We start from the raw sequence: 20,707 nt of genomic DNA, 5'->3' as shown, positions 1-20,707 counted from the left end.
ATACCTCGACCAAGCCATTGTTTAATCGATGTATTTAGTGAATTGGCGAGGCCTGAGTCTACCCCAGCAGGAGCCCTCGCACCACATCACGGGGCACTGTCGTCATCCTCGGTGGGGTCTTGCGGTTGGGTCTGGGTCTGACTCCAATCCGTGTCCTGCTTCTGCATCAGCGCGAACCAGTGCTGGCGCATAAAAGTCAGGTACGCCTCGGGGGCCTTGGCAAAATCCTTCTCATCGCCATAGCAACCCGGCAAGGGCAACTCGGTGCCTTGCTCCTTGTATTGGCTGACCAATGCCTGCTGGCCGGCCACGCTGCAATCCTTGGGCAGCGGCATGCCGCGCAGGGCGCCCGCTTCTTCGTCCCACCAACTGGCGCCGACCCGGTCGACACCGCGCAGGCGGTACTTCTGCGACTTGCCCACGTGCATGATCAACTTGAATTCATTGGGGCTGACGTCGCTGGTGCAGGTGCGCGAGTAACCCACGGTCGCCTGGGTGATGCCATCGCCGGCAAGGTCGGTGACCTTGGTCGCCTCCCGGTCGAAGCGCAGGGCGGCATCGAATTCGCAGTGCTGCACGTCGTCGTAGAGCATCCACACGCGTTTGGGGCGATTGCCATCGATCAGGTACTGAGCCGCGTAGACGAAGGCCGACTGGGTCCCGTCATCGTCGCGCTCGCTGACTTGCTCGGCGAGCACCAGCAGGTTCTTGCCCTGGCGATCGTCCCAGGTATACGCGGCGATCTGCTTGCCGCGCACTTCCACCCCGTCCGGCACCTGGTCGATGCTGGTCAGCGCCACGCCGTCGTCGGCGCGCACCGTGGTGACGCACGCCACGGTCATCAACAATCCCATCAACACTGGCCGCAACTGGCCGCGTAAAAGCTGCACGCTATTCATCCGATCACCCTGGCAAGAGACGGCTTACTTTACCGGCACTTGGGGCGCATTGCAGAGAAGATTCTTGAATAAAGTGCCAACGCGCAGGGCGCACGTTTGCGTTGAACCAAACACCTGCGCGGCCGTTCCTATTTCGCCAGCCAATTCAACGGACAACGCCGTGGATGTTTAGCTGAACCCTAGCTGTCTACCTGTCAAATAAACGAGTTTTTCATCTGCCTTTCATATCTGTTCAACATTTTTGCGCTTAATCTTGAACGTGAAACTTAATAGCAAATTGCGCAACACCGTCTAACCTGTTGATTACGCTTCACCTTTAGCACCGTCCCTGATTCTACGGTCTAGACGTTTGCCCACTGTTTATTGATGTTTTCACGCTCCAAGTTGCGCTAACCCCCGAGGTCATGAATCTTTGAAACCCTACCCTATTCATTGCGTGTCGATCGTCATCCCGGTCTACAACGAACAAGAAAGCCTGCCTGAACTGCTGCGTCGCACCACCGCAGCGTGCCAGCAACTGGCCTACGAATACGAAATCATCCTGGTGGATGACGGTAGCCGCGACAATTCGGCCCAACTGCTGGAAGACGCTGCCGCCGTAGACGGCAGCAAGGTGGTCGCGGTGATCCTCAACCGCAACTACGGCCAGCATGCCGCGATCATGGCCGGTTTCGAGCAGTGCCGGGGCGAGGTGGTGATTACCCTCGACGCCGACCTGCAGAACCCTCCCGAAGAAATCCCGCGCCTGGTCGAACAAGCCGCGCTGGGCTACGACGTGGTTGCCACCGTGCGCAACAATCGCCAGGACTCGGCCTTTCGCCGCTGGCCGTCGCGCCTGATCAACCTGGCGGTGCAACGCTCCACCGGCGTGGCCATGACCGACTACGGCTGCATGCTGCGCGCTTACCGGCGCACCATCGTCGACGCCATGCTTGCCTGCCGCGAGCGCAGCACCTTCATTCCGATCCTGGCCAACGGCTTTGCCCGCCACACCACCGAGATCCTGGTGCACCACGCCGAGCGCGAGCACGGCGAATCCAAATACAGCGCCATGCGCCTGATCAGCCTGATGTTCGACCTGCTGACCTGCATGACCACCACTCCGCTGCGGCTGCTGTCCATCGTCGGTTTCAGCCTGGCGGCACTGGGCGTTTTTTTCGCCTTCGCGTTGATCGTCATGCGCCTGGCATTCGGTGCCGACTGGGCCGGTGATGGCCTGTTCGTGCTGTTCGCCGTGCTGTTCGTGTTCACCGGTGGCCAGTTCATCGGCATGGGCCTTCTGGGTGAATACCTGGGCCGCATGTACAGCGACGTGCGTGCCCGCCCTCGGTTCTTCATTGAAAAAGTGCTGCGCAACCAACCGGCAGCACCGGCACCCGTGGTCGTCGTCGACGGCCTGGTGTCTTCCCATACCACTTCTACTTCTCCTTCCGATCAGGTTTCGTCATGAATTCAAACGCCGTTGTCTTCGCTTACCACGATATTGGCTGTGCAGGCATTGAAGCCCTGCTGGCTGCCGGCTACGACATTGCTGCCGTGTTTACCCATGCCGACGACCCCAAGGAAAACAACTTCTACGGTTCCGTCGCGCAGTTGTGCGCCCGTAACGGCATTCCAGTGCACGCGCCGGAAGACGCCAACCACCCGCTGTGGATCGAGCGTATTGCCAAGCTCAAGCCGGACTTCATCTTCTCCTTCTACTACCGCAACCTGCTGAGCGAAGCCCTGTTGGCCACCGCCAGCAAAGGCGCGTTCAACCTGCACGGTTCGCTGTTGCCCAAATACCGTGGCCGCGCACCGGCCAACTGGGTGCTGGTGAAAGGCGAAACCGAAACCGGCGTGACCCTGCACCGCATGGTCAAGCGTGCCGATGCCGGCGCGATCCTGGCCCAGCAGAAGGTCGCCATCGAGCGCACCGACACCGGCCTGACCCTGCACGCCAAACTGCGCGACGCCGCCAGCAACCTGCTGCGTGATGCCCTGCCGCAACTGGCCGCCGGCAAGCTGACTGAAACCGCCCAGGACGAAAGCCAGGCCACCTACTTCGGTCGTCGCACCGCTGCCGACGGCAAGCTGGAGTGGAAAAAGCCGGCTGAAGAACTGTTCAATCTGGTCCGCGCCGTGACCCAACCGTACCCGGGCGCCTTCTGCGCCGTGGGCGAGCACAAGCTGATCGTCTGGCAGGCCGAGGTGGTGAAGGGCAATGAAGGCCTGGCGCCGGGCCGCGTGATCAGCGTCAACCCGCTGCGCATCGCCTGTGGTGAAGACTCGCTGGTGGTCAAGTTCGGCCAGCGCAATGACAACGGCCTGTACCTGGCTGGCCCATCCCTGGCCAATGAACTCGGCCTGGTCGACGGCTCCGTGCTGCGTGGCGCCGAGTCCGGCCGCAAGCCGCGCCGTACCCGCGTGCTGATCCTCGGTGTGAACGGCTTTATCGGTAACCACCTGTCCGAGCGCCTGCTGCGTGACGACCGCTACGAAGTCTACGGCCTGGACATCGGCTCCGACGCCATCGAGCGCCTGCGCAGCCACCCGAATTTCCACTACGTGGAAGGCGACATCAGCATCCACACCGAGTGGATCGAGTACCACATCAAGAAGTGCGACGTGGTCCTGCCGCTGGTGGCCATCGCCACGCCAATCGAATACACGCGTAACCCGCTGCGCGTGTTCGAGCTGGACTTCGAGGAAAACCTCAAGCTGGTGCGCTACTGCGTCAAGTACAACAAGCGCGTGATCTTCCCGTCGACCTCCGAAGTCTATGGCATGTGCCAGGACCAGTATTTCGACGAAGACACCTCCAACCTGGTGGTCGGCCCGGTCAACAAGCAGCGCTGGATCTACTCGGTCTCCAAGCAACTGCTCGACCGCGTGATCTGGGCCTACGGCGCCAAGGGCCTGAACTTCACACTGTTCCGTCCCTTCAACTGGATGGGCCCACGCCTGGACCGCCTGGATTCGGCGCGTATCGGCAGCTCCCGCGCGATCACCCAGTTGATCCTCAACCTGGTGGAAGGCACGCCGATCCGCCTGTTTGACGGCGGCGAGCAAAAGCGTTGCTTCACTGACATCGCCGACGGCATCGAAGCCCTGGCGCGCATCATTGATAACGATAACGATGTCTGCAACGGCCAGATCATCAACATCGGCAACCCGGAAAACGAAGCCAGCATCCGCCAGTTGGGCGAAGAGCTGCTGCGTCAGTTCGAAGCGCATCCGTTGCGTGGCAACTTCCCACCGTTCGCCGGTTTCCGCGACGTCGAGAGCAAGGCGTTCTACGGCACCGGTTACCAGGACGTGGCACACCGCAAGCCAAGCATCGAAAACGCCAAGCGCCTGCTGAACTGGGAGCCGACCGTGGAGATGAGCGAGACCATCGGTAACACCCTGGACTTCTTCCTGCGTGAAGCCATGCTCGAAATCGCGGACAAGAAGTAATGAAGGCAGGCTTGCGCATTGACGTCGACACCTACCGTGGCACCCGTGAAGGGGTGCCGCGGCTGCTCGAATCCCTGGATGAAGCCGGGGTCAAGGCGACGTTCTTCTTCAGTGTCGGGCCGGACAACATGGGGCGCCACTTGTGGCGCCTGATCCGCCCGCAGTTCCTGTGGAAGATGCTGCGTTCCAACGCTGCCGGCCTGTATGGCTGGGATATTTTGCTCGCCGGCACTGCCTGGCCGGGCAAACCGATCGGCCGTGACCTGGGGCATTTGATGCGCCAGGCCAAGGCCGCCGGCCATGAAGTCGGCCTGCATGCCTGGGATCACCATGGCTGGCAGGCCAACACAGGGCGCTGGAGCGACGCGCAGCTGGTCGAGCAGATTCGGCGCGGCGTCGACACCCTGAGCGATATCCTGGGTGATCGCATCGACTGTTCCGCGGCCGCCGGTTGGCGCGCCGATGAACGCGTGGTGCAGGCCAAGCAAGGGTTCAACTTCCGCTACAACAGTGATTGTCGGGGCACCAGCCTGTTCAGGCCAACCTTGGCCGATGGCAGCGCGGGCACCCCACAGATTCCGGTCGACCTGCCGACCTTCGACGAAGTCGTCGGGCCGGTGGTGGCTGCCAAGGATTTCAATAGCTACATCCTCGAGCGCTTCGCGGAGTCGAAGCTCAACGTCTACACCATCCACGCAGAAGTAGAAGGGATTCTGATGGCCAATGATTTTCGCCAGTTGCTGGCCCAGGCAGGGCAGCGCGGCATCGATTTCCAACCGCTGGGCGAGTTGCTGCCTGCCGACGTCACCACCCTGCCCCAGCAACAGCTGGTGCGCGGCGCCCTGAGCGGCCGTGAGGGTTGGCTCGGAGTGCAACAGGCATGATCCGCCGTTGGGCCCTGCCCCTGCTCCTGTTGGCGTTCGGCGTGTTCTATCTGCTGCCGCTGGCCACCCACGGCCTGTGGATTCCGGATGAAACCCGCTATGCGCAGATCAGCCAGGAAATGCTGCTGACCGGCAAGTGGGCGTCGCCGCACTTCATGGGTATTCGCTATTTCGAAAAGCCTGCGGCCGGCTACTGGATGATCGCGCTGGGCCAGGCGATCTTCGGGCAGAACCTGTTCGGCGTGCGCTTTGCGTCGGCATTGAGCACCGGCCTGAGCATCCTGCTGGTGTACCTGGTGTCACGCCGGTTGTGGAATGACCCGCAAAAAAGCCTGATCAGCACCGTGCTGTATATGAGCTTTGTCAGCGTCGCAGCCCTGGGCGGCTATGCCAACCTGGATCCGCAGTTCACCTTCTGGGTCAACCTCACCGGTGTGGCCCTGTGGTTTTGCTTCGACAGCACCACGCGCAGCGGCCGGTTGTGGTCCTGGGCAGTGCTGGGCCTGGCATGTGGCATGGGCTTCATGACCAAGGGGTTCCTGGCCTGGCTGTTGCCGGTGTTGATCGCCCTGCCCTACGCAATCTGGCAGAAGCGTTTTCGCGAACTGCTGGGTTATGGCCTGGTCGCCGTAGCGGTGGCGATTGTGGTCAGCGTGCCGTGGGCATTGGCCGTGCACCTGCAGGAACCGGACTACTGGAATTTCTTCTTCTGGCACGAGCATATCCAGCGCTTTGCCGGCGACGACGCCCAGCATGCCGAGCCGTTCTGGTATTACTTGCCGCTGCTGGTGGCGTTCTCGCTGCCGTGGGTCGCCCTGCTGCCGTCCACCCTCAAGCAGGCGTGGCAAGACAAGCGCACGGCGAAGGTCGGCTTTGTGTTGCTGTGGCTGCTGATGCCCCTGGCCTTCTTCAGCCTGGCCAAAGGCAAGCTGCCCTCCTACATCATGCCGTGCCTGCTGCCGCTGGCCTTGCTGATGGGCAACACCCTGGCGGATAAACTGGCCCAGGGCCGCGGTCGCGCGTTGCGCCTCAACGGCTGGCTGAACCTGGTTCTCGGCGTGGTGGTATTGCTCGCCCTGAGCTGGTTCCAACTGAAAAAGCCGCTGTACGAACATGGCCAGGAAACCTTCAGCCTGGTGCTGGTGTTTGTCTTCCTGTTCGGCTGGATCCTGGTCAACCTGCTGCAGGCTGCACGGCCATTGCACCTGTGGGCCGCGCCGGTGATCGGCAGCTGGCTGATGGTCGCCCTGCTGCCGGCCGCACTGCCGCATTCGGTGGTCTACAACAAGACGCCGGATCAATTCATCATCGACCACCTGCAGGCACTGCGCCCGGCCACGGCCTTGCTCAGCAACGACCTCGGCGCGGCATCGGCCCTGGCGTGGCGCCTGCAGCGCCCGGATGTGACGCTGTACAACACGGTCGGCGAAGTGAAGTACGGCCTGGCCTACCCGGATGCCGGGCATCACAAGGTCGACACCCGCCAGGTCCAGCAATGGATGAGCGAGGCGCGCAAACAAGGGCCGGTAGGTGTGGTGATGCGCGTCAAAGGCGACGATGAAATCGCCGAAGTAGCGCTGCTGCCCACCGACGGCGAGCGCTATGAGCAAGGCAATATCGTGATTCTGATCTTCCCGCAGGTGCAGCCGTGATCACCCTCCTCCTGCTATTGGCCGCCTGCCTGTTGACCTGCATGGGCCAGGTCTCGCAAAAGTTCGCCGTGGAAAGCTGGCGCGACCTACCGGACGGCTGGGCGCTGAAACTGCGCTCGCCGTGGCTGTGGGCGGCGCTGGTGTGCCTGGGCCTGGGCCTGCTGGTATGGCTGCTGGTACTGCAGCGCCTGGAGGTCGGCATCGCCTACCCGATGCTCAGCCTGAATTTTGTCTTGGTCACGCTGATGGCGCGTTTTGTGTTCCATGAACACATCGATGGCCGTCACTGGCTGGGCGTGGCGCTGGTGATCGGCGGCGTCGTGCTGCTGGGGCGTCACGTATGAGCCGGGTCCAGGGGTTTGCCCTGGCCCTGGGCAGCGTCGCACTGGTCAGCGCGGCCCAACTGGGCATGCGCTGGAGCATGACGCGCCTGCCGCTGCCCAACGAATGGCTGACGGCACAGATCGACCTGGGCGCCCTGGCTGTGGTGCTGCTGGCGATCCTCGCCTATGCGCTGTCGATGCTCTGCTGGCTCGGCGCGCTCAAACACCTGCCGTTGGGCCGGGCCTATTCGCTGCTGAGCATCAGCTATGCGCTGGTGTACCTGCTGGCGGCCAGCCTGCCGGTCTTCAACGAACACTTTTCGGTTTCAAAAACCCTGGGGGTGGCCTTGGTCATCCTCGGTGTGCTGGTTATCAACTCTCGCCGTGCTAGCGCTACAAGTCCCAGGAATGCCCCATGAAAATCAGTGTATTTGGTAGTGGTTACGTCGGTCTGGTGCAGGCCACCGTATTGGCCGAAGTCGGTCACGATGTCATCTGCATGGACGTCGATCAAAACAAGGTCAAGCTGTTGCAGCAAGGCCATGTGAGCATCTTCGAGCCGGGGCTGGCCGCGATGGTCAAGGAGAACCTGGAGAGCGGGCGACTGCACTTCACCTTTGATGAAAAGCTGGCCGTCGAACACGGCGAAGTGCTGTTCATTGCCGTGGGCACGCCGTCGGATGAAGACGGCTCGGCCGACCTGAAATACGTGCTGTCGGTAGGCGATGCCGTGGCCCGCCACCGTATCGAGCCGGTGATCCTGGTGGAGAAATCCACCGTGCCGGTGGGCACCGGCGACACCCTGCGCGCGCACATCGAGAAGGCCCTGCACCTGGCTGGCCGGCACCTGGAGTTCGATATCGTCTCCAACCCGGAATTCCTCAAGGAAGGCTCGGCCGTGGCCGACTGCCGCCGCCCGGATCGCATCATCATCGGCTGCGAGCGCGAAGAAGTGCGCGACGTGATGCGCGACCTGTACGCGCCGTTCAACCGCAACCATGACCGCATCATCTTCATGGACCTGCGCAGCGCCGAGCTGACCAAGTATGCCGCCAACTGCATGCTGGCGACCAAGATCAGCTTTATCAACCAGATCGCCGAGCTGGCCGAGCACTTGGGCGCGGATATCGAAGCTGTACGCCTGGGCATCGGCGCCGACTCGCGCATTGGCTACCACTTCATCTACCCTGGCTGCGGCTACGGCGGCTCGTGCTTCCCCAAGGACATGCGCGCGCTGATCCACAGTGCCAAGCAGGCCAACTGCTCCAGTGACCTGTTGGAAGCCGTGGAAGCGATCAACCAGCGCCAGAAGAGCAAGCTGTTCGAGCGTATCAACGCGTTCTTCAAGGGCAACCTGCGCGGCAAGACCTTTGCCCTCTGGGGCCTGGCGTTCAAACCGAACACCGACGACATGCGCGATGCCCCCAGCCGTGTATTGATGGAAGCCCTGTGGGCCGCCGGCGCCAACGTACGCGCGTTCGACCCGGAAGCCATGCAGGAAACCCAGCGTATCTACGGCGATGACCCGCGCCTGATGCTGATGGGCACCCCGGAGTCGACCTTGAGCGGCGCCGATGCGCTGATCGTCTGCACCGAATGGCAGCAGTTCAAGGCACCGGACTTCGACCTGATCCACCAGCGCCTGAAAACCCCGGTGATCTTCGACGGCCGCAACCTGTATGACGGCGAGCGCCTGGCGCGCAAAGGCTTCCAGTACTTCCCGATGGGCCGTGGCGACTCGTGCCAGTTGCCGATTCCGCAGCAACAGTGGGTGCCACAGGTTGTGGAAGCCTGATACGTGAACAAAGCTCAACCGTCCCTGCTGAGCCCGACGATTCGCCGCCAATCCCTACTGCTGGGGTTGCTGGCGCTGGCGTTATTCATCGCTGGCAGCTGGCACCAGGCGATTATCGGCTTCGACTCCCGCTTCGTGGTGTTTGCCCAGGAGATGCTGCGCCATGGGCCGGGCTTTTTCCCGACCACCTACGGGCAGCCGTATGCGGATTACCTGGCCACCTCGACACTGCTGACCTGGTTGCTGTCGTTGCCCCTGGGCCAGGTCACCAGCCTCACGGCCTGGTTGCCCACGGCGCTGGCCTCGGCAGCGATCGTGGTGCTGGTGTATCGCCTCACGGCGCCCTACTCCCGGCACTGGGGCCTGCTGAGCATCGCGGTATTGCTGCTCAGCAGTACCTTCATCAGTGAAACCCGCTCGGTATCCCTCGACCAGATGCTCGCCGCGATTGCCCTGGCGGTGTTCTACCTGGGTTACGCGCATGACCACTTCGGTGCCGGCAAGCGCCTGCACTGGCTGTACCTGCTGCTGATCCTCGGCTTTGCGATTCGCGGTCCGATTGGCCTGGTGATACCCACCGGCGTGCTGTGCAGCTACTACCTGATCAATCGGCAATGGCGACAGTTGTTCAGTTTTGGCTTGCTGGCGCTGGCGCTGTTGGTGGCGTGTGTCGGCCTGCTGTTGCTGATGGCCAAGCTCAGCGGCGGTGAGAGCTTCATGCAGGACGTGATCCGCATGCAGTTCCTGGGGCGCATGGACGGCAGCGAAGGCTCCAGCGGCGTGCTGTATTACTTCACCAGTTCGCTGGGCAATTACGCCATGGCCTATCCCGTGGCGCTGCTGGTGCTGCTGGCAATCGCCCTCGGCGGCCGGCGTACGCCGGGGCCGGCCTTGCAGTTGGTACTGTACTGCGCGGCCGCCGGCCTGCTGGTGATGCTTGGCCTGTCGATCCCACAGGCCAAAAAGGCGCGCTATGTGCTGCCGATGTTGCCCATGGCGGCAATCATTGCGGCCTATCCGTTCCAGGTTGCCGAGGGTCGGCTGTTTGCCGGGTTGCGCAGGCTGATGCTGGGCATTTGGACGTTGCTTCCGACGCTGCTGATCGCCGGGTTGCTGTTCGCACGCACACGTTATCCGCAGCAGCTGGAGCATCTGGGGCCAATGTTTGGCCTGCTGGGCGCGCTGCAGGTCGTGGCTTTGCTGGCGTTGTTCAAGGCGCAACTGCGCCCGCTGGGCCCGGCGTTGGCCGGTGTACTGGCGGTGTGGGCGAGCTATATCGGCGTGGTCGAGCCGCTGGAGCGCAGCCTCTACGACACCCGCACGTTTACCTTGCAGGTGCACGAGCAGGTCATGCAGCAGCGCGCGCCCGTGGTATTGCACGGCCTGGGTAAAGACGCCAAGGCCATCAAATACATGGTCAACCTTGATTGCGATCAGGTACCGTTGTTCACCCAGAACCCTGCTGACCTGAAGCCGATACAAGGGCCGGCCTGGCTGGTGATGAGCGAGGCGGATTTCGAAGGGTTGCAAGACCCGCGCTTTCGCGCCCTCACGCCGACCCTGAGCGGTGAGTTCGACCGCAACCCCTACGTGCTGCTGCACCTGGCCCAGGCCCCACACCCTTGAGTGCTCTGCGTCGGGGCTCCCGACGCAGAAAACTCCTACGCAGCTATGCGTAATTGCTGCGACCATTGCCCTTCCCCGCGCCCGAAACCCAACGGTAAACTCGAATGCCATGTGTGGTAATCATTTACCGCCACGGGTCATGCATAACAACAAGGAAGCTGTAGGCCCGCGGTGTACGCCGCAGCCTATCCAATAAGAGGACAATGCCGTGTCAGATGATGTTTCGCCGGGCGTCTACGCGACCCCGGAGCCCGATCTCGTTCACGTTGGCTATTTGCCGGTCCCGCCCCTGGAGCGGCTGATGGAATTACGCGACGCGCTGGTGGCGCTGAAGGGCCCGCTTGCCAGTGATACCGGGCTGCAGGCGGATCTGCGAAAACGCTTGTTCAACGACGAGACCGATGATCGCGTCCTGGGCAAGCTCAGTGTGCAGGTCCCTCTTTTGTAAGTGTGGCAGTCTCATTTAACTGCATTATTTTTGGATTTAACCTGCATTAATATGCATTGGCGCGGTGTCGACAGGCACGGCACACTGCACAGGTTCCTTCCCCCAATGTTGGAACTTTCAAAGGGCTTTTCCGGGCAACCAGACAAGCCTTTTTTTTGCCTGTCGTTTATGGAATGCCTGTCAATGCTCGCTCGCTGGTTCCCTGCTGCTATCAATACCCGTCCCACTGAATGGAGTCGTGCCGCCATCGGCATGGCGCTCGGCACGCTGTTCAGCGTGTGGTTATGTGCCCAAGTGTTTGGCATGGACGTGGCCCTGCACCTGCTGGGGCCACTCGGGGCCTCGGCGGTGTTGTTGTTTGCGGTCTCATCCGGCGCGCTCGCGCAACCCTGGTCGATCATCGGCAGCTACCTGTGTGCCGGCGTGGTGGCCTTGCTGGTGGCCCGCGTCCTTGGGCGCACCCTGGGCGGTGCGTGCCTGGCGGCGGGCATGACGGTGGTGTTGATGTGCTGGCTACGCTGCCTGCATCCACCTGCCGGTGGCCTGGCCATGACCCTGGTACTGGCCGACCCGGCCTCGGCCGCCCTCGGCTGGCATGAGATGGGCGCGGTGTTGCTGGGTGCCGGCGCCCTGCTCGCCTGTGCACTGGCCTACAACAATGCCACGCGCACCCGCTACCCCAAGGGCGCCGTCGAGGCTCCCGCGGTGGTCCTGCCAGACACCCAGGCCGCTCAAGACCCGGCCATTACCGCTGCCGACCTGAAGCTCGCGCTGGCCGACATGGAGCAGTTCTACGATGTCGCCCCCAGCGAGTTGGAACAGTTGATCCACGCCGCCGAAACCCACGCACGGCGCCGCAGTATTGGTGAAGTCCTGGCCAGCCGCATCCCCTGACGCAGACACGCGGCCTGCTGCATAAATGCAAAAACGACCTGCATGATTGAAGGTTGTACTGGGCAAATTTGCACTGGTACGATCGCGAGATGGTTCTTCGCTGAACCTCTTGATAAAGAACAATAAAAGCAGGGAGTTACAGATGACTGCTCAGGTTTCAAACCAAGCAAGCAGCGCCGATATCCTTCAAGACGACGTCCTGGCCGAAGTGCGCAACCACATCGGCCACCTTACCCTCAACCGCCCTGCCGGCCTCAACGCCATCACCCTGGACATGGTCCGCAGCCTCGCCCGCCAGCTGCAGGCGTGGGCCGACGATCCGCAGGTGCATGCCGTGGTGCTGCGCGGCGCCGGCGAAAAGGCCTTTTGCGCCGGCGGTGATATTCGCTCCCTCTACGACAGTTTCAAAAACGGCGACACCCTGCACGAAGATTTCTTCGTCGAGGAATACGCGCTGGACCTGGCGATCCACCATTACCGCAAACCTGTCCTCGCGTTGATGGACGGGTTTGTCCTCGGCGGCGGCATGGGCCTGGTGCAGGGCGCGGATCTGCGCGTGGTCACCGAGCGCAGCCGCCTGGCCATGCCGGAAGTGGCGATCGGTTACTTCCCGGACGTTGGCGGCAGCTACTTCTTGCCGCGCATTCCCGGCGAGCTGGGGATTTACCTCGGCGTCACCGGCGTGCAGATTCGCGCCGCCGACGCCCTCTACTGCGGCCTCGCCGATTGGTACCTGGACAGCGCGAAGCTGGCCGACCTCGACCACAAGCTCGACCGCCTGCAATGGCACGAGTCGCCGCTCAAGGACCTGCAGGGCGTACTGGCCAAACTCGCCGTGCAACAGTTGCCCGACGCGCCGCTGGCCGCCTTGCGCCCGGCCATCGACCATTTCTTCGGCCTGCCGGATATACCGAGTATCGTCGAGCAATTGCAGCAGGTGACAGTCGCCGACAGCCATGAATGGGCACTCACTACCGCCCAACTGATGCACACCCGCTCGCCGCTGGCCATGGCCGTGACCCTGGAAATGCTGCGTCGCGGCCGGCGCCTGCCGCTGGAGCGCTGCTTTGCCCTGGAACTGCACCTTGACCGCCAGTGGTTTGAACGCGGCGACCTCATCGAAGGCGTTCGTGCGCTGATCATCGACAAGGACAAGGCCCCGCGCTGGAATCCACCCACGCTGCACGGCCTGGACAAGACCCATGTCGAGAGCTTCTTCCATCACTTCGAGAAGGTTGCGAACTAAGCCATGCAAGACATTGAATACACTGAAGAACAAGTGATGATTCGCGACATGGCGCGTGACTTTGCCCGTGGCGAAATCGCACCCCATGCCCAAGCCTGGGAGAAAGCCGGCTGGATCGACGATGCCCTGGTCGCGAAGATGGGCGAACTCGGGCTGCTGGGCATGGTGGTCCCCGAAGAATGGGGTGGCACCTATGTCGACTACGTCGCATATGCCTTGGCCGTCGAGGAAATTTCCGCCGGCGATGGCGCCACCGGCGCGCTGATGAGTATCCATAATTCAGTTGGTTGCGGGCCCATTCTCAACTACGGCACACAGGAACAGAAACAGACCTGGCTGGCCGACCTCGCCAGTGGCCAGGCAATCGGTTGCTTCTGCCTCACCGAACCCCAGGCCGGTTCCGAAGCGCACAACCTGCGCACCCGCGCCGAGTTGCGCGATGGCCAATGGGTGATCAATGGTGCCAAGCAATTTGTCAGCAACGGCAAGCGCGCCAAGCTCGCTATCGTGTTCGCCGTGACCGACCCGCAATTGGGCAAGAAAGGTATCTCCGCATTCCTGGTGCCCACCGACACGCCAGGCTTTGTCGTCGACCGTACCGAACACAAGATGGGCATTCGCGCCTCGGACACTTGTGCCGTCACCCTCAACCAATGCAGCGTGCCCGAGGCCAACCTGCTGGGTGAGCGCGGCAAAGGACTGGCGATTGCGCTGTCGAACCTGGAAGGCGGCCGCATCGGCATTGCCGCCCAGGCCTTGGGCATCGCCCGCGCGGCGTTTGAAGCTGCGCTGATCTACGCCCGCGACCGCGTGCAGTTCGACAAGGCAATCATCGAGCACCAGAGCGTGGCGAACCTGCTGGCCGACATGCAAACCCGCCTGAACGCCGCGCGCTTGTTGATCCTGCACGCCGCGCGCCTGCGCTCGGCCGGCAAACCGTGCCTGTCGGAAGCCTCCCAGGCCAAGCTGTTCGCCTCGGAAATGGCCGAAAAGGTCTGCTCCTCGGCGATGCAGATTCACGGTGGGTATGGGTATCTGGAAGATTATCCCGTGGAACGCTACTACCGCGATGCGCGGATCACGCAGATTTACGAGGGGACCAGCGAGATACAGCGTATGGTGATTGCCAGGGAACTGAAGAACTATCCCCTCTAACTGAAAGACCACAACCCCCATGTGGGAGCGGGCTTGCTCGCGAATGCGTCAGGTCAGTCAAAGCTGCAGTGACTGATTAGCCGCATTCGCGAGCAAGCCCGCTCCCACATTTGGATCATCGGTGTAAGTACTGGGGGCTTACTTGTCCTTGAACGCCGGCGCACGCTTGGCCACGAACGCCGCCATGCCTTCCTTCTGATCCAGGGTCGCGAACGCGGCATGGAACACCCGGCGCTCAAAGCGCACGCCTTCGGACAGGCTCACTTCAAACGCGCGGTTCACGCTTTCCTTGACCATCATGCTGATCGGAACCGATTTGCCGGCGATCAATGTGGCGACCTTCAAGGCCTCTTCCAACAATTCATCCGCCGGCACAATGCGCGCGACAATCCCGCAGCGCTCGGCTTCCACTGCATCGATAAAGCGCCCGGTCAGGCACATTTCCATGGCCTTGGCCTTGCCCACGGCGCGGGTCAGGCGCTGAGTGCCGCCCATGCCCGGCAACACGCCGAGGTTGATTTCCGGCTGGCCGAACTTGGCGCCGTCACCGGCGAGGATAAAGTCGCACATCAACGCCAATTCACAGCCCCCGCCGAGGGCGAAGCCGTTGACCGCGGCAATGATCGGCTTGCGGCGGTTGGCCACGCGGTCGCTGTCGCTGAACAGGTCGTCCAGGTAGATCTGCGGGTAGGTCAGCTCGGCCATTTCCTTGATGTCGGCGCCGGCGGCAAAGGCTTTCTTCGAGCCGGTCAGCACGATGCAGCCGATCTGTGGATCGGCTTCCAGGCCGTCCAGCGCCTGGTTCAGCTCGCTGACCAACTGCGCATTCAAGGCGTTCAGGGCTTGCGGGCGATTGAGGGTAATCAGCCCGACGCGGCCCTGGACTTCGAGCAAAATGGTTTCGTAACTCATGTATCGGCTCCTTAGAGATTGCGTGAGATGACCATGCGTTGAATATCGCTGGTGCCTTCGTAGATCTGGCAGACCCGCACATCGCGGTAGATCCGCTCCAGGGGGAAGTCGCTCAGGTAACCGTAACCGCCCAGGGTTTGCAAGGCGGCCGAACAGACTTTTTCAGCCATTTCCGAGGCGAACAGCTTGGCCATGGACGCTTCCACCAGCGCCGGCTTGCCGCTGTCACGCAGTGCCGCCGCGTACTGCACCATCTGCCGGGCGACGGCGATTTGCGTGGCCATGTCGGCCAGGCGAAAAGCCACGGCCTGGTGCTCGATGAGTGGCTTGCCGAAGCTTTCGCGTTCCCTTGCATAGTCGCGGGCGGCTTCAAAGGCGGCGCGCGCCATGCCCACCGACTGCGAGGCGATACCCACGCGACCGCCTTCGAGATTGGCCAGGGCGATTCGATAGCCTTCGCCCTCCGCGCCCAGGCGATTGGCCACCGGCACTTTCATGTCCTCGAACAGGATCTGGCAGGTGTCCGAGGCGTGCTGGCCGAGCTTGTCTTCGACCCGCGCCACACTGTAGCCCGGCGAGTCGGTGGGCACGATGAACGCGCTGATGCCGCGCTTGCCGGCGGCCGGGTCGGTCACCGCAAACACAATCACCACCCCGGCATTTTGCCCGGAGGTGATGAACTGCTTGCAGCCATTGAGCACGTAGTGATCACCGTCCAGGCGCGCCCGGGTCTTCAGGCTGCTGGCATCCGAACCGGCCTGGGGCTCGGTCAAGGCAAACGCGCCGAGCATGGCGCCACTGGCGAGCGGCTTGAGGAATTGCTCTTTCTGCTGATCGTTGCCGAACGTGAGGATGGGCACGCAGCCCACCGAGTTGTGCACGCTCATGATGGTCGAGCAGGCCCCGTCGCCGGCGGCGATTTCTTCCAGGGCCATGGCGTAGGCCAGGTAGCCGGTGTCGCAGCCGCCCCACTGTTCCGGCACGAGCATGCCGAAAAAGCCCAGTTCGGCCATTTCGCCGATGGCTTCCTTGGGAAAGCGGTGCTCGCGGTCCCAGTCGGCTGCGAACGGTTTCAGCCGCTCCTGGGCAAATTGCCGGGCCGCGTCGCTGATCTGCAGTTGTTCGTCATTGGGCAGCATAGGGTTTCCTTAATACAGGCATTCAACGGCCATGGCCGTGGCTTCACCGCCGCCGATACAGATCGCGGCCACACCACGCTTGAGGCCTTTCTGGCGCAGGGCCGCGAGCAGGGTCACCAGGATTCGCGCGCCGGAGGCACCGATCGGGTGGCCCAGGGCACAGGCGCCGCCGTGAACGTTGACCTTGGCGTGCGGGATTTCCAGCTTGCTCATCGTCACCAGGGTGACCACCGCGAAGGCCTCGTTGATCTCGAACAGGTCAACTTCGTCGATGCTCCAGCCGGTCTTGCTCATCAGCTTGCGGATTGCGCCCACCGGCGCCACCGGAAACAGCCCGGGCTCATCGGCAAAGGCCGCGTGACCATGGATCACCGCCAGCGGCTTGAGCCCGCGCTTGAGCGCCTCGGACTGGCGCATCAGCAACAAGGCCGCCGCACCGTCGGAGATCGAGCTGGAGTTGGCCGCCGTCACGGTACCGCCTTCGCGGAACGCCGGTTTCAGGCTGGCGATCTTGTCCAGCTTGGCCTTGGGCGGCTGTTCGTCGTGCTGGACGGTCTTCTGCTCCTTGCCGACCGTGACCTGCACCGGGACGATCTCGGCGGCGAAGCTGCCATGGGTGATCGCTTCTTGCGCACGCGTCAGCGAGGCGATGGCGAAGGCGTCCTGGGCTTCACGGGTAAAGCCGTTGTGCGCGGCGCAGTCTTCGGCAAAGGTGCCCATCAGGCGGCCCTTGTCGTAGGCGTCTTCGAGGCCGTCGAGGAACATATGGTCGAGCACGCGGCCGTGGCCCATGCGGTAGCCGCTGCGGGCGCGGTCGAGCAGATAAGGGGCGTTGGACATGCTTTCCATGCCGCCGGCAATCACCACGTCGACGCTGCCGGCCAGCAGCGAATCATGTGCCAGGATCGCCGCCTCCATGCCCGAACCGCACATCTTGTTGAGGGTGGTGCAGCGCGTCGACTTGTCCAGCCCGGCGCCGAGGGCCGCCTGGCGCGCCGGTGCCTGGCCGAGGCCGGCGGGCAGCACACAGCCGAACAGCACTTCATCGACAGCATCGGTGGCGATGCCGGCACGCTCGACCGCTGCACGGATCGCGGCAGAGCCCAGCTGCGGCGCGGTCAGGCCCTTGAGGTCGCCCTGGAAGCCGCCCATGGGGGTGCGCACGGCACTGACAATTACGATGGGATCAGTCATGGAAATTCTCCTTACTTGGCGGCCATGCGCAAGGCGCCGTCGAGACGGATCACCTCACCATTGAGCATGCTGTTTTCGATGATGTGGCGGACCAGCGCCGCGTATTCCGCAGGTTTGCCCAGGCGCGGCGGGAATGGCACGCCTGCGGCCAGCGAGTCGCGCACTTCGGCGGTCATGCCGGCCATCATTGGCGTCTCGAAAATGCCCGGGGCGATGGTCATCACGCGGATACCAAAGCGCGCCAGCTCGCGAGCGGCCGGCAACGTGAGGCTGGCGATCGCGCCTTTGGAGGCGGAATAGGCAGCCTGGCCGATCTGCCCATCAAACGCGGCAACCGAGGCGGTGTTGATGATCACACCGCGCTCGCCATCGGCATTCGCTTCAGTTTCAGCGATGGCCGCTGCTGCCAGGCGCAGCAGGTTGAAGCTGCCGATCAGGTTGACGTTGATCACCTGGGCAAAGCTGGCCAGCCCGTGGGGGCCGTTCTTGCCGAGGATTTTCTCGCCACGCACCACACCGGCGCAGTTGACCAGCCCATGCAGGCCGCCAAAGGCGGCAACGGTCGCTTGCACGGCGGCTTCGGCCGCCGCTTCCTGGCTGATATCGGCCACGGCGCTGCGTGCGTTCTCGCCCAACTGCGTGGCCTTGGCGGTCACCGCGTCGGCGTTCAAATCCACCAGCATCACCTTGGCACCGGCGGCAATCAGCATTTCTGCGGTGGCCGCGCCCAGGCCTGACGCGCCGCCGCTGACCAGGAAGATCTTGTTTTCAATCTGCATTATTGTTTCCTTGAACCAGAAGGACCGAATCGTGGAAATAGTCGCTCCCGCACGCTGGCGCAGCAATGGTCAAAGCTTTCAACCTGCTTGACTGGTTTGGCCAGTCATCAATCCTGCTTATCGGCCAGTCAGTCCAAGCGATTGGACGCCTGTCGCGCTTGCTTCTAATCTGAGGGGCTACACCCCCTGAAGCCGCGTCCCCGAAGAAGCCCTGTCCCGCCGATGATTGTGCGTCCCAAACCCAACCTCCTGGGTATCCTGTTCTCCCTCAAAGGCTCGATAGCCAAGCGCATAGCCCTGCGCAGCCTGCTGGTCACGTTGCTGGCCTCGGTGATCGTGCTGGTGGAAACCCTGCACCCGGCGTATTTCTCCAAGGTCAACGCCACGCCATTCACGCTGCTGGGGCTGTCGCTGTCGATCTTCATGAGCTTTCGCAATAACGCCTGCTATGACCGCTGGTGGGAAGGCCGCAAGCAATTGGGGCAGATGATCATCGATGTACGCTCGCTGATCCGCGAGACCCAGGTGCTCAGTGACCCGGCCGAGCGTGCCGGCCTGCTGCGCGCGCTGGGTGGTTTTGCGCACGGCCTGGTCGCCCGCCTGCGGCATGAAGATGAAGCGCTGGCAATCAAGCCGTGGAGCGACGTCGACACCCGCCACCCCAACCTCCCCGACAAGCTGCTGCAGCAGGTCGGCGCGCGGTTTTCCGTGTTGACCGAACAGGGCGTGCTCAGCGAATGGCGCTACACCCAACTGGAGACCCGGCTGGTCAGCCTCAGCCAGGTGCAGGCCTCGTGCGAGCGGATCAAGGCCACGCCGCTGCCCTTCCCCTACACCTTGCTGCTGCACCGCACCATCTACCTGTTCTGCATTCTGTTGCCGTTCGCCATGGCCGAGCCCCTGGGCTGGCTCACGCCGGTGTTCACCGCCATTGTCAGCTACACCTTCTTTGGCCTGGACGAGATCGGCGATGATCTCGAAGACCCTTTCGGCTTCGACGAAAACGACCTGCCCTGCAACGCGATCCTGCGCACCCTGGAGCGCGAGATTCTCGCGGCCCTCGGCGAAACCGACTTGCCGCCGCCGCTCGAGCCGGTGGAATACGTGCTGACCTGACGCGGGTTTGACACCTGCCCTGGTCTGGCCGAAGCTGATGGCTTTGCTCTAGCTGCCCAAGCTTTCGGACGCCTGCATGTCAAAGTCACGCCGTTACTCCATCGTCGGCCTGTGCGCCCTGTTGTTGATTGTGCTGATCACCTGGTATTTCTCCCGTTCCACACCGGTGGCCGTGCCACCCGCCATTGCCCATGGTTACGCGAAAGCGCTGAAACAGGCGCATAACGGCGAGCCGGGCGCAGCGCGCGTGCTCTATCAGCAATTGGGCCGGCCGGACCTGTCGCCCGAGCGCCGCGCCGCATTGCATGCCGAACTGCCCAACTACCCCAGCCCCCAGGCCTTGAAGCTGGCGGATAAAGACCTCGCCAGCGACTCGCCGCTGGTACGCGAAGCCGCTATCCATAGCATTGTCGGCCTGGTGCCCACAGGCCAGCGCACGCTGTTGCTCGGCCCTGCCCTGGATGACCCCGAACAAGGCGTGCGCTTTGCCGCCGCGAATGCCTTGCTCGGTCTCTCGCCCGACACCTTGGGCTTGTATTTCGGGCCCTTGCAGCAGGTGCTGGATGAATTCGTGAAGAAGCTCAAGGCCCAGCCGGAAACGGCTGAGGGCTGGATTCAACTGGCGCGCCTGTACATCCACAGCGCCCTGCTGCCCGATGCACAAAATGCGCTGGAACAGGCCATGCGCCTGCAGCCGGATAACTTGCAGGCGGTGGTCGCGCAGATCGAGCTGCTGGATAAGCAAGGCAAGACCGACGAGTCCCGTCAACTGCTCGCGCGGCAACTGGCGGCGCACCCTGAATCGGCTTACCTGCAACATGCGCTGGGCATGTGGCTGCTGCACCACGGCGAGCGCCCCTATGCGCTGCTGGGGCTGTCCAAGGCCGTGGAGCTGGAGCCGGACAATCAGGATTACCGCTACGACCTGGCCACCACCCTGCACGCCCAGCAGGAACAGGAAGCGGCCCAGCGCCAGTTGGAAGAAATCATCCAGCGCCACCCGGCCAATCGCAAGGCGCGGGTGCTGCTCGTCACCTACTGGAAAGAAAGCGGCCAATTGCAGAACGTGCAGGTGCTGCTGGCCCAGCTCGAACAGCAAAACCCCGACGATCCGGCCCTGCAACAGGGTCTGTAGACATCACCGGCCGTATTTTCCTGGAACAGGTTGAACCGCCGCAAAGCGCTACGGTCAAGAGAACATGGCGCG

19 protein-coding genes are annotated in these 20,707 nt (G+C 62.8%); 14 read left to right on the top strand and 5 right to left on the bottom strand.

Features of this window, described 5'->3' with window-relative positions; translation table 11 throughout:
- Positions 1-86 precede the first annotated feature (86 nt).
- On the bottom strand, positions 87-899 hold the full coding sequence (locus tag AC07SI_RS04445; protein ID WP_495005212.1) for a M949_RS01915 family surface polysaccharide biosynthesis protein: 813 nt from the start codon (positions 897-899) through the stop codon (positions 87-89).
- Between the two features lie 412 nt (positions 900-1,311).
- On the opposite strand from AC07SI_RS04445, the gene arnC reads away from it, so the two are divergent.
- The 12 genes from arnC (at position 1,312) to AC07SI_RS04385 (ending at position 14,360) form a co-directional block, all read left to right on the top strand.
- Positions 1,312-2,349, top strand: a complete 1,038-nt coding sequence (gene arnC, locus AC07SI_RS04440) for an undecaprenyl-phosphate 4-deoxy-4-formamido-L-arabinose transferase (RefSeq protein WP_065905334.1) — start codon at positions 1,312-1,314, stop codon at positions 2,347-2,349.
- Positions 2,346-4,337: a bifunctional UDP-4-amino-4-deoxy-L-arabinose formyltransferase/UDP-glucuronic acid oxidase ArnA gene (arnA, locus tag AC07SI_RS04435; protein WP_065905336.1), complete on the top strand. Its 1,992-nt coding sequence runs from the start codon at positions 2,346-2,348 to the stop codon at positions 4,335-4,337. The genes arnC and arnA overlap by 4 nt, the downstream gene beginning before the upstream one ends.
- Entirely contained in the window at positions 4,337-5,221 is an 885-nt protein-coding gene (gene arnD, locus AC07SI_RS04430; RefSeq protein WP_495005211.1) for a 4-deoxy-4-formamido-L-arabinose-phosphoundecaprenol deformylase, read from the top strand. Before arnA ends, arnD begins: the two co-directional genes overlap by 1 nt.
- On the top strand, positions 5,218-6,873 hold the full coding sequence (gene arnT, locus AC07SI_RS04425; protein ID WP_065905340.1) for a lipid IV(A) 4-amino-4-deoxy-L-arabinosyltransferase: 1,656 nt from the start codon (positions 5,218-5,220) through the stop codon (positions 6,871-6,873). Before arnD ends, arnT begins: the two co-directional genes overlap by 4 nt.
- Positions 6,870-7,217, top strand: coding sequence for a 4-amino-4-deoxy-L-arabinose-phosphoundecaprenol flippase subunit ArnE (gene arnE / locus AC07SI_RS04420; protein WP_065905342.1), 348 nt, complete (start codon positions 6,870-6,872; stop codon positions 7,215-7,217). Before arnT ends, arnE begins: the two co-directional genes overlap by 4 nt.
- Positions 7,214-7,615: a 4-amino-4-deoxy-L-arabinose-phosphoundecaprenol flippase subunit ArnF gene (gene arnF / locus AC07SI_RS04415; protein ID WP_106803828.1), complete on the top strand. Its 402-nt coding sequence runs from the start codon at positions 7,214-7,216 to the stop codon at positions 7,613-7,615. Before arnE ends, arnF begins: the two co-directional genes overlap by 4 nt.
- Positions 7,612-8,991 carry a UDP-glucose dehydrogenase family protein gene (locus AC07SI_RS04410; RefSeq protein ID WP_065905348.1) on the top strand — a complete coding sequence of 460 codons (1,380 nt, stop codon included), beginning with the start codon at positions 7,612-7,614 and terminating at the stop codon, positions 8,989-8,991. Before arnF ends, AC07SI_RS04410 begins: the two co-directional genes overlap by 4 nt.
- A gap of 3 nt (positions 8,992-8,994) precedes the next feature.
- A complete protein-coding gene (locus AC07SI_RS04405; RefSeq protein WP_495005210.1) occupies positions 8,995-10,617 on the top strand; it encodes an ArnT family glycosyltransferase in 1,623 nt (540 codons plus the stop codon).
- Between the two features lie 208 nt (positions 10,618-10,825).
- Positions 10,826-11,065, top strand: coding sequence for a type VI secretion system contractile sheath small subunit (locus AC07SI_RS04400; protein ID WP_348775363.1), 240 nt, complete (start codon positions 10,826-10,828; stop codon positions 11,063-11,065).
- A 183-nt stretch (positions 11,066-11,248) separates the two neighbouring features.
- On the top strand, positions 11,249-11,959 hold the full coding sequence (locus AC07SI_RS04395; RefSeq protein WP_106803824.1) for an HPP family protein: 711 nt from the start codon (positions 11,249-11,251) through the stop codon (positions 11,957-11,959).
- A 142-nt stretch (positions 11,960-12,101) separates the two neighbouring features.
- Entirely contained in the window at positions 12,102-13,205 is a 1,104-nt protein-coding gene (locus tag AC07SI_RS04390; protein ID WP_120448631.1) for an enoyl-CoA hydratase/isomerase family protein, read from the top strand.
- 3 nt (positions 13,206-13,208) lie between these two features.
- A complete protein-coding gene (locus tag AC07SI_RS04385; protein WP_495005209.1) occupies positions 13,209-14,360 on the top strand; it encodes an acyl-CoA dehydrogenase family protein in 1,152 nt (383 codons plus the stop codon).
- 138 nt (positions 14,361-14,498) lie between these two features.
- Here the strand turns inward: AC07SI_RS04385 and AC07SI_RS04380 are convergent, their stop codons facing one another.
- Genes AC07SI_RS04380 through AC07SI_RS04365 form a run of 4 tightly spaced genes read right to left on the bottom strand, consistent with a single transcriptional unit; the run spans position 14,499 to position 18,384 of the window.
- On the bottom strand, positions 14,499-15,272 hold the full coding sequence (locus AC07SI_RS04380) for an enoyl-CoA hydratase (protein WP_065905355.1): 774 nt from the start codon (positions 15,270-15,272) through the stop codon (positions 14,499-14,501).
- Between the two features lie 11 nt (positions 15,273-15,283).
- Entirely contained in the window at positions 15,284-16,411 is a 1,128-nt protein-coding gene (locus tag AC07SI_RS04375) for an acyl-CoA dehydrogenase (RefSeq protein ID WP_495005208.1), read from the bottom strand.
- A gap of 9 nt (positions 16,412-16,420) precedes the next feature.
- Positions 16,421-17,605: an acetyl-CoA C-acyltransferase gene (locus AC07SI_RS04370; protein WP_065905357.1), complete on the bottom strand. Its 1,185-nt coding sequence runs from the start codon at positions 17,603-17,605 to the stop codon at positions 16,421-16,423.
- An 11-nt stretch (positions 17,606-17,616) separates the two neighbouring features.
- Positions 17,617-18,384, bottom strand: coding sequence for an SDR family NAD(P)-dependent oxidoreductase (locus AC07SI_RS04365; protein WP_065905358.1), 768 nt, complete (start codon positions 18,382-18,384; stop codon positions 17,617-17,619).
- Positions 18,385-18,606: 222 nt separating this feature from the next.
- On the opposite strand from AC07SI_RS04365, the gene AC07SI_RS04360 reads away from it, so the two are divergent.
- Together AC07SI_RS04360 and AC07SI_RS04355 are read left to right on the top strand one after the other, a co-directional pair.
- Positions 18,607-19,500 (top strand): bestrophin family protein, encoded by an 894-nt coding sequence (locus tag AC07SI_RS04360; RefSeq protein ID WP_065905359.1) that lies wholly within the window; start codon positions 18,607-18,609, stop codon positions 19,498-19,500.
- A gap of 76 nt (positions 19,501-19,576) precedes the next feature.
- The gene (locus AC07SI_RS04355; RefSeq protein WP_065905361.1) at positions 19,577-20,635 is read left to right on the top strand and encodes a tetratricopeptide repeat protein; all 1,059 of its coding nucleotides are present in this window, start codon (positions 19,577-19,579) and stop codon (positions 20,633-20,635) included.
- Positions 20,636-20,707 lie beyond the last annotated feature (72 nt).

The sequence above is a fragment of the Pseudomonas sp. GW821-FHT05D12 genome, assembly GCF_059419825.1.
This window is presented reverse-complemented; position numbering and strand designations above follow the sequence as displayed.

Coding starts and splice junctions, on each gene's coding strand:
- AC07SI_RS04445 (WP_495005212.1), bottom strand. CDS start 899: ATGAATAGCGTGCAGCTTTTACGCGGCCAGTTGCGGCCAGTGTTGATG.
- arnA (WP_065905336.1), top strand. CDS start 2,346: ATGAATTCAAACGCCGTTGTCTTCGCTTACCACGATATTGGCTGTGCA.
- arnD (WP_495005211.1), top strand. CDS start 4,337: ATGAAGGCAGGCTTGCGCATTGACGTCGACACCTACCGTGGCACCCGT.
- arnT (WP_065905340.1), top strand. CDS start 5,218: ATGATCCGCCGTTGGGCCCTGCCCCTGCTCCTGTTGGCGTTCGGCGTG.
- arnF (WP_106803828.1), top strand. CDS start 7,214: ATGAGCCGGGTCCAGGGGTTTGCCCTGGCCCTGGGCAGCGTCGCACTG.
- AC07SI_RS04410 (WP_065905348.1), top strand. CDS start 7,612: ATGAAAATCAGTGTATTTGGTAGTGGTTACGTCGGTCTGGTGCAGGCC.
- AC07SI_RS04395 (WP_106803824.1), top strand. CDS start 11,249: ATGCTCGCTCGCTGGTTCCCTGCTGCTATCAATACCCGTCCCACTGAA.
- AC07SI_RS04390 (WP_120448631.1), top strand. CDS start 12,102: ATGACTGCTCAGGTTTCAAACCAAGCAAGCAGCGCCGATATCCTTCAA.
- AC07SI_RS04385 (WP_495005209.1), top strand. CDS start 13,209: ATGCAAGACATTGAATACACTGAAGAACAAGTGATGATTCGCGACATG.
- AC07SI_RS04380 (WP_065905355.1), bottom strand. CDS start 15,272: ATGAGTTACGAAACCATTTTGCTCGAAGTCCAGGGCCGCGTCGGGCTG.
- AC07SI_RS04375 (WP_495005208.1), bottom strand. CDS start 16,411: ATGCTGCCCAATGACGAACAACTGCAGATCAGCGACGCGGCCCGGCAA.
- AC07SI_RS04370 (WP_065905357.1), bottom strand. CDS start 17,605: ATGACTGATCCCATCGTAATTGTCAGTGCCGTGCGCACCCCCATGGGC.
- AC07SI_RS04365 (WP_065905358.1), bottom strand. CDS start 18,384: ATGCAGATTGAAAACAAGATCTTCCTGGTCAGCGGCGGCGCGTCAGGC.
- AC07SI_RS04360 (WP_065905359.1), top strand. CDS start 18,607: ATGATTGTGCGTCCCAAACCCAACCTCCTGGGTATCCTGTTCTCCCTC.
- AC07SI_RS04355 (WP_065905361.1), top strand. CDS start 19,577: ATGTCAAAGTCACGCCGTTACTCCATCGTCGGCCTGTGCGCCCTGTTG.